Below are 7,612 nucleotides of genomic sequence, written 5' to 3' on the forward strand. Positions count from 1 at the left end.
GCTTGAGGCGTGTTGTCGCTCACCGATGACATTGCAGCGCGATTTGAAGCGGGCGCGGATAGTCCTGTTAGCGGCGGACGGGCGCAGCACCCGGTCGATCGCCAAGGAAGTTGGGGTCCAGCCGCGGATTGTCAGCGTTTGGCGGCATCGCTATGCCGACCAAGGCCTTGAAGGGCTGCAAGACAAGCCGCGGCCCGGCAAGCAGCCGATCTATACGAAGACGACCGACAAGCGGATTCTGAAGCTGCTGGATAAGCCGCCCCCGCAAGGGTTTGCGCGCTGGACCGGCCCTCTGCTGGCCGAGGCGCTAGGCGATGTTGACGTCCAATATGTCTGGCGGTTCCTGCGCAGCCACAAGATTGACCTCGCGGCTCGCAAGTCCTGGTGTGAGAGCAACGACCCGAACTTTACGGCCAAAGCCGCCGATGTCGTTGGCCTTTACGTCGCCCCGCCGGCGAAGGCTATTGTGCTCTGCGTGGACGAGAAGCCCTCGATCCAGGCTTTGGAGCGAGCGCAGGGCTATCTGAAGTTGCCCAATGGCCGCGCCTTGACCGGCCAGAGCCACGATTACAAGCGGCATGGCACCACGACATTGTTTGCAGCGCTCGAAGTCGCCACCGGAAAGATCATCGCTACGCATTCAAAACGCCGTCGCCGTGTCGAGTTTCTCGATTTCATGAACAGCCTCACCGCGGCCTTTCCGGGCCGAAAGCTTCACGTCATCCTCGACAACCTCAACACCCACAAGAAGAATGAGAGCTGGCTCAAGGCCCATCCCAATGTGCAATTCCATTTCACACCGACGAGTGCGTCCTGGCTCAACCAGATCGAGGTATGGTTCTCAATCCTGCAGGGGCAGTCGCTCAGCGGCACCTCCTTCACAAGCCTCAAGCAGCTTCAGGAACACATCGATGCCTACGTCAACGCCTACAACGACAAAGCCGAGCCCTTCGTCTGGACCAAGAAAAAGATCCGTCAACGCCGTTTCAAGGGCCGCCGTATCAATCAACTCTGATTCCGGGTACTAGCTTCCGGATTTGTGGTTGCGTACGGCGGCCGCGCTGCCGGGCTGCACAGTCGGCCGCGTCAGCAACGGCGCGGTGCGCGCACGATGACGCTCGTCGTCGTAAAGCGAGGAGCGATACTTGGCGCGAGCGACCGCCATGGTCGAGCCGCGCCATGCCGCCAGCATCACCAGCGCTGAGCGTTCGCTGAGGCGATCGTAAAGCCGCGACAGGCGATAGACATAGTTGACCGACGAGCCTGCTTCCGGGTTGAGGAACATCAGGATCCGCTGAAACGCCGCACTCGACACGTCGAGCGCGCGCATCGCGCAGCCGAGCGGCTCGCCGCCAGGATCGTGGACCACTTGCGCGGCGATCCGCGACGGCAGGATCAGCGCCTCTCCGAGCTCCAGCGTGAAGTTGTCGATGTCCTCCGCGAACGCCGCCATCTCCAGGATGTGGATCGCGCGTGCGGCGCGGGCGGCCGGAATCCGTGCGGCGGCCTTCAGCGGCGTATCCTGCAGATTGCGCAGGATCTGCGCGCGCTCGCCGGTGCCGGCGGCAAAGAACATGTCGGAAATTTCGGCGGCATCGTTCGGCCGCATCGACAGGCTCGCCGCGATCCGCAGTTCTGCTTCGGTCGGGATCCTCGTCGAGGGGGCCACTGGAGCGGGCGCGGGAATAGCCGACGCAGCCGGCATCGGCTGATCGGCATCGGCGCGCCGCAGTCCCAGCTGGTCGAGGATCTTGACAGGCGTCGCCGGATAGATCGCGAGCCGGCCGCGGACCGCGGCGCGGGTCGCGTCATCGACCTCGTCGATCAGGCGTGATGTCAGCTCGACGAACTGCCGCTCCTCGTCCGCGGAGTGGGCGCTGGCCTGCACATAAAGGTCGGTCAACACGCGCAGCAGTGTCGGGCGGATATCGACGCCCTCGCGACGGGATAGCGTCATCAGCCCATCAAAACCTGGAAATAGTGGAGCTGCGCTCATCTCGGGCGTGTACGCGACTTGGATATCGATTCGAGTTTGGAAAACCCGTGTAGAGGCGAGCCTACCGAGGCTGCTTTAAGAGGCAGTTAAGGAAAACAAGTCGTGAAGGTGAACGCTACAATTTGCGCGTGTCAAATAGGGCACAGCGCCGCATCCGTAACCATCCGTATCGGTGATTTAAGATGTCATTAACCATGCCCGTTCTTAATTCGGGCTGCGCAGGGCTAATCATGTCCGTGCGGGGGCCAGAGAGAACGGAACATGGGCACCATCATTGAATTCCCGGCGGATGCGGCTACGCGGCGGCCGATCATGATGGACGGCGCTGCAAGCGAAGGCATGGGAACAGTGCTGATCCTCCCCGTCGTTCGGATCGAGCGAGCCGCCGAGCAGACCGGCGGTGATCGCGGACCGGAAGCGGGGACCGCACCGGGCCGTCGTCGCCGTCGGCGCTCCTGACTGCGGACATCCTGCGATGCCGGAGCTTGTGCAGCGGATCGCTGGTCGGCGGTCACTCCCGGCGCTGATATTGCTGTTGGCGGGCGCCGCGCTCGGCGGCTGCAGCGGCGGCGATTTCGGCCGCACCCGCGCCGACTTCCGCAACGACGATATGCATCGCTGGCTTGGCGCGGAAGCGACCGGCAGCATCGGCATGAAGGCCTCGCAATTTCAGCTCACCGAGAATGAACGCCAACTGCGCGATCTGGCCTATCAGTTCATTGAGGCGCCGATGTCGCGCCCCGCATGGAAGAGCGTGTTCGGTGACTACCAGCCGCTGCCGTCACCGTGGCGGCAGAAGGTGGTGTTTGATCGCACGTCGTACGGCCGCAACCTGATCGACGAGCCGCACCGCTCGTTCGCCTCGCGCTATTCGCTGCTGATCGATGATGTCCGCGACGACATCACGCGCTTTGAACCGTTCTTCGCCATCGCGATCCAGGTGATCGACCTCGATCGCAAGCGCAGTGCCAGCCTCAACATGATCGCGGACGTCTCGCCGCGCGAGCGCGCCGACGCGGTCGCGCGGATGGAAGAGAACGCGCTGATCGTGCAATGGGTTCAGCAGAGCCTGGAGCGCCGGATCTCCTCCTACCGCTGGGCGCTGGAGCGCCTGGTGATCCAGGCGCCGGACGGCATGGCGGCGGACGCCGACCGTCAGATCGGCGAGCTCGCCCGGCTCACGGCCAATTCGCCGCCGATCCCCGCGCCGGTCAACGGCCACGCCGTGGTGTCGAAGGGCTAGGCCTGCTCGCCTTCAGCCTTGTGCTGCCGCCTCTGGTTTGTTGCCGCGGCAGCGTCGCGATGAACGCCTTCAGCGCATCGGACGGCGGACGGGCCGCGGGATAGGCGAGCCCGACCTGCCGCGTCACGTCGATCTCGATTGGGCGCACTGCCACCTCGGGATTGCCGCGTGCCACCCCTTCGGGGACGATCGCGACGCCGATGCCGGCCGCGACCAGCGCCATCGCCCAATCCTCCGATTCCGCGATCGCCACCGGGGTGCGCGGAGGCGAATGGCGCCTGAAGAATTCGTGCTGCTCGCAATGGCAGCGATCGATCATCGGTACGCCGGCGAAGTCGGCGGTGCGGAGCGTCTCCTTGAGGGTGAGGGGATGCGACGGTGGCAGCGCCGCGACGTAGCGTTCGCTCCACAGCGGGATGAAGTGCTCGCCGGCGTCGATCATGGTCTTTGCGACGATCCGCGCGTCCGCTGTCTCGTTGGCGCCGACCAGCCGCAGCGCGAGATCGGCGTTGCCGGTCAGCGGCTTCAGCAGTGCCACCGTTCGCGCCTGATCCAGCGTCCGCAGCAGGCCGAGCGTCAGCGCCTGCCGCGTCGCGGGCTTGCGAAACAGGTTTCGCGCCGCGTCCGCCTCGTCGATGATTTTGCGGGCGACGGCGTGGAATTGCGCGGCGGATTCCGTCGGCGCCATGCCCTTCTTGTGCCGGATGAACAGCGTGGTGCCGAGCTCGGCCTCGAGATTGGTGATCGCCGCCGAGATCGACGGCTGCGAGATGAAGCAGCGCCTGGCCGCGGCGGTCAGGTTGCGCTCCCGGTAGACCGCAGCGAAGTAACGAAGCTCGCGGATGTCCATAGGCCTATCCTATCGAATAGATCAGAAGACAATATTTTACCTATGATGTGCCGCGTGGCAAGCCATCTGCCGGTTTCAGCGGAGGGCTTGCGATGCGCATTCGTCATCTCAACACCGGCACCATGTGCCCGATAGGGAAGCGGCTGGTGAACGGCACCGGCGGCATCTTCCAGCGCGGGCGAATGGTTTGCCATTGCCTGCTCGTCGAGAGCAATGCGGGCCTCGTGCTGGTCGATACCGGCATCGGGCTCGACGATATCGCCGACCCCGCGCGGCTCGGACGCAGATGGGTGCGTCAGACCACGCCGCGGCTCGATCCGGCCGAGACGGCCGTGCGGCAGATCAAGGCGCTCGGCTTCTCGCCCGATGACGTGCGGCACGTGCTGCTGACGCATCTCGATCGCGACCATGCCGGCGGGGTGCCGGACTTTCCGAAGGCGAAGGTTCACGTCCATCGCAAGGAGTATGAGATGGCAGTGACGTGCCAGATTGCGCCGCCTCCCGGTCGCTACATCACGGCGCAGTGGCGGCACGGGCCGGATTGGGCGTTCTACGACCAGGGCGGGGAAGACTGGTTCGGCTTCAAGGGCGTGCGCGCGCTCGGCGACCGCGAGCCGGATATCCTGATGATCCCGCTGCCGGGACATACGCCCGGTCATTGCGGAATCGCGGTCCGCGACAAGGGCAGGTGGCTGCTGCATGCCGGCGACGCCTATTTCCATCACGCCCAGCTCGACGCCACTCCGCGGATCCCGTTCGTGCTCGGCATCTTCCAGCGCCGCGCCGATATCGACCGCGCGGCCCGCATCCAGAACCAGGAGCGGCTGCGGGCGCTGAAGGCGGCGCATGGCGGCACCGTGACCATCATCAACAGCCACGACCCCGTCGATTACGAGGCCTGCCGCTGCGGCCGGCATGCGGCGGCCGCAGCCGCCTAGCGCTTGCGCGCCGGGGGCGGTGCCGGAGCCGGCGCGGGTGGTGATGGCGTGTCCTGCTTGGCCGCCGTCGGCTCGGTCTGCACCCTGCACTTTGCCGCCGCGAGCGAGGCCTGCGCCTGCGGCATCAGCCCGGGCTCCGGCGCCAGCGCCTTCAGCAGGATCAGACCGGTGGTGGTCGGCGAGTCGATGATCAGCCGGTCGGCGGAGGTGATGTCCTCGTCCTCCGGCAGGTCGCTGTGTTGCGCCTCCGTCATCAGGTCGAGCTCGATCACCTTCTTGCCGGCGGAGCGGTCGTTGATGGCGTAATAGGCGAGCTCCTTGCGGGTGTAGAACGACACCGACGTATAAGCTTGGCTCACCGGCACCGTAAGCTTGATCGGCCCGGTCGACAGATCGTAGCGGCAAATCGCGACCGCGAACGCAGGGTCCATCAACGGCATCGGCGAGTTGCCCGGATCGGCGAGCGGCAGCTGCGTCACCTCGTTGAGCTTGGTCATCAGCGTCAGCCGCGAATAGGCGTCCTGGGATGCGATGCTCGGCAGCGCCAGCACGCTGACGAGATGCACCACGCCGCCAAGCAGCACGCCCGCCAGGATCGTGAACACGATGCGGATCATGGGCAGCCCGTCGTTGTGATCGCCGGCAGCGGCGCGTCGCGCTGCGTGCGGGTCGCGACCCCGACCGGCGTGTCGTAGAGGCGGAGCATCAGCGCGTAGCGCTCGATGCCGCCGGTCGGCAGCCAGTTGCCGGCCCGGGCGCGCGAGGCGATGTGGATCTCGAAGGTGCCGTCGGAGGCGCGGATGATCTCCTGGCTGGTGAAGCCGTAGCGCTGCAGCGCGTTGGCGACCAGATGGCCTTTACGGTCGAACAGCGTCAGCGTCCAGAACCGCGCCGCCGGCGTCACGCCGCTGACGACGACGTCGCAGCGGCCGTCGAGCGGCTTGTTCTTGTCGTCGGCGGTGGCGGTGAACGCGATACCGTCACCGGTGCCGATCGGCAGCTCGCCGCTGCGGGCGATGGTCGCGCGCGAATAGGGGTCGACGTCGGACGTGCCGTTCTTCGGCCGCGCGGTCCAAGCCCCGATTTTCAGGGTGCCGAGATCGGTGCCGCGCGTCGACGTCATGTAGGTCAGGCCGAGCCCGACAGCGGCGGCGATCAACAGCGCCAGCAAGGTGGAGATGAGCAGCCGCACGTCAGTTCTTGCGAGGCACGGTTGCTGTCGTGCCGTCCGACCCTGCCGCGGCGACGTAATTCTCAGGGAAGGCCAGCGCGCTCGAGGATTCCGACTTCGGCGTCGTGTTCGACGGCTCGTTCAGCGTGGTCTTGCCGATCGTCCGGGCGGCGTCATCGAGCTCCTTCTCGACCCGCACCAGGACATCGGCGCCGCGCTTGGTCAGCACAGGCGGCGGACCCGGCCTGGTCTCCAGGATCTTGGGCGCCGCATTCGCCGCGGCGTTGGCCTGCGCCGGCTGCGGCAGCTTCTGGCCCATGCCGACGCCGGTCAGTTCTTTCACCTCGACCCCCTGATGTGCGGCGACCATGATGTCGTGCCAGGTCTGCGCCGGCAGCGAGCCGCCGGTCATGCGGTTGGTGGGCGAGTAGTCGTCATTGCCGTACCACACCGCGCAGGTGAAGTTGCCGGTGTAGCCGACGAACCAGGCGTCGCGGTAGGCGTTGGTGGTGCCGGTCTTGCCGGCAGTCGGAATGCCGTCGAGCGCGGCGCGTCGCGCGGTGCCTTCGCTGACCACGTGGCTCATCATGCCCGCCATGTCGGCGGCGATATTCGGCGGTATCGCCTGACGCGGCTTCGGGCCGTCGCGGTCCCAGCGCCAGACCAGATCGCCGGCGCCGGTGCGGACTTCGAGGATCGCATGCGGCGTCACGGCCTTGCCCTTGTTCGGGAAGGTCGCATAGGCGACGGCGTGTTCGAGCACGGTGACTTCGTCGGAGCCGATCGGCAGCGATGGCGTGTCGGGCAGCGGCGCCGTGAGGCCGAAGCGGCGCGCGACTTCGACGATCTTGGCGCGGCCGGCCTTCGGCCCTTCCTTGCCGCCGAGCAGGATCGAGAGCTTGACCGGGATGACGTTGATCGAGTTCGTGATCGCTCGCGTCAGCGTCACCAGGCCGGAATAAGAGTGGCCATAGTTTTGCGGACACCAGTTTCCGATACAGACCGGGCCGTCGACGATCTTCGAATTCGGCGTGAATCCGTTCAGCAGAGCCGTGGTGTAGACATAGGGCTTGAACGACGAACCGGGCTGCCGATAGGCGTCGACGGCGCGGTTGAACTGGCTCNGCCGTAGTCGCGCCCGCCGACCATGGCGCGGATGCCGCCGTCGAGGTCGGACACGACGGTTGCCGCCTGGGTTGCGTGATAGTCGCGGCCGAACTGGCGGAGCTCGTTCTCGATCGTATCCTCGGCCGCGTGCTGCACGTTCATGTCGATCGCGGTGCGGACCACGAAGACGCGCTCGGTGTAGGACTTCGGGAAGGTGTCGACGAGCTTGCGCATCTCGTCGAAGGCGTAATCCAGATAGTAGTTCGGCGAATTCTCGTCGCGCCGGTCGACCGCCACGGCGGGATTG

General features: G+C 65.9%; 9 protein-coding genes and 1 pseudogene. 4 read left to right on the forward strand and 6 right to left on the reverse strand.

The annotated features are described in order from the left end of the window. Positions 1 to 1,015, forward strand: a 1,015-nt coding sequence (locus tag AS156_RS36605) for an IS630 family transposase (protein WP_082747544.1), incomplete at its 5' end; no start/stop codon positions are given. Positions 1,016 to 1,024: 9 nt separating this feature from the next. Here the strand turns inward: AS156_RS36605 and AS156_RS36610 are convergent. Next, positions 1,025 to 1,996, reverse strand: a complete 972-nt coding sequence (locus tag AS156_RS36610; protein ID WP_066514665.1) for a DUF2336 domain-containing protein — start codon at positions 1,994 to 1,996, stop codon at positions 1,025 to 1,027. Positions 1,997 to 2,257: 261 nt separating this feature from the next. On the opposite strand from AS156_RS36610, the gene AS156_RS36615 reads away from it, so the two are divergent. Beyond that, the gene (locus tag AS156_RS36615) at positions 2,258 to 2,455 is read left to right on the forward strand and encodes a hypothetical protein (RefSeq protein WP_066514667.1); all 198 of its coding nucleotides are present in this window, start codon (positions 2,258 to 2,260) and stop codon (positions 2,453 to 2,455) included. A 16-nt stretch (positions 2,456 to 2,471) separates the two neighbouring features. Next, positions 2,472 to 3,239 carry a hypothetical protein gene (locus tag AS156_RS36620; protein ID WP_066514668.1) on the forward strand — a complete coding sequence of 256 codons (768 nt, stop codon included), beginning with the start codon at positions 2,472 to 2,474 and terminating at the stop codon, positions 3,237 to 3,239. Here the strand turns inward: AS156_RS36620 and AS156_RS36625 are convergent. Continuing rightward, on the reverse strand, positions 3,208 to 4,089 hold the full coding sequence (locus AS156_RS36625) for a LysR family transcriptional regulator (RefSeq protein ID WP_066514670.1): 882 nt from the start codon (positions 4,087 to 4,089) through the stop codon (positions 3,208 to 3,210). The genes AS156_RS36620 and AS156_RS36625 overlap by 32 nt on opposite strands. A 92-nt stretch (positions 4,090 to 4,181) precedes the next feature. Between AS156_RS36625 and AS156_RS36630 the strand changes: the two genes are divergently transcribed. Then, entirely contained in the window at positions 4,182 to 5,027 is an 846-nt protein-coding gene (locus AS156_RS36630) for an MBL fold metallo-hydrolase (protein WP_066514676.1), read from the forward strand. On the opposite strand, the gene AS156_RS36635 is transcribed toward AS156_RS36630, so the two are convergent. From AS156_RS36635 to AS156_RS45385, 4 genes and pseudogenes are all read right to left on the reverse strand, one after another. Then, positions 5,024 to 5,644, reverse strand: a complete 621-nt coding sequence (locus AS156_RS36635; protein ID WP_066514677.1) for a DUF1254 domain-containing protein — start codon at positions 5,642 to 5,644, stop codon at positions 5,024 to 5,026. The two genes, AS156_RS36630 and AS156_RS36635, sit on opposite strands and share 4 nt — an antisense overlap. Continuing rightward, complete coding sequence (locus tag AS156_RS36640) at positions 5,641 to 6,219, reverse strand: DUF1214 domain-containing protein (protein ID WP_066514679.1); 579 nt, start codon at positions 6,217 to 6,219, stop codon at positions 5,641 to 5,643. Before AS156_RS36640 ends, AS156_RS36635 begins: the two co-directional genes overlap by 4 nt. 1 nt (position 6,220) lies before the next feature. After that, a partial coding sequence (locus tag AS156_RS45380) for a transglycosylase domain-containing protein (protein ID WP_249762066.1) occupies positions 6,221 to 7,322 on the reverse strand: 1,102 nt, incomplete at its 5' end. Between the two features lies 1 nt (position 7,323). Continuing rightward, positions 7,324 to 7,612: pseudogene (locus tag AS156_RS45385) on the reverse strand (penicillin-binding protein); the annotation flags it as partial.

This window comes from Bradyrhizobium macuxiense (assembly GCF_001542415.1).
Classification (GTDB): domain Bacteria; phylum Pseudomonadota; class Alphaproteobacteria; order Rhizobiales; family Xanthobacteraceae; genus Bradyrhizobium; species Bradyrhizobium macuxiense.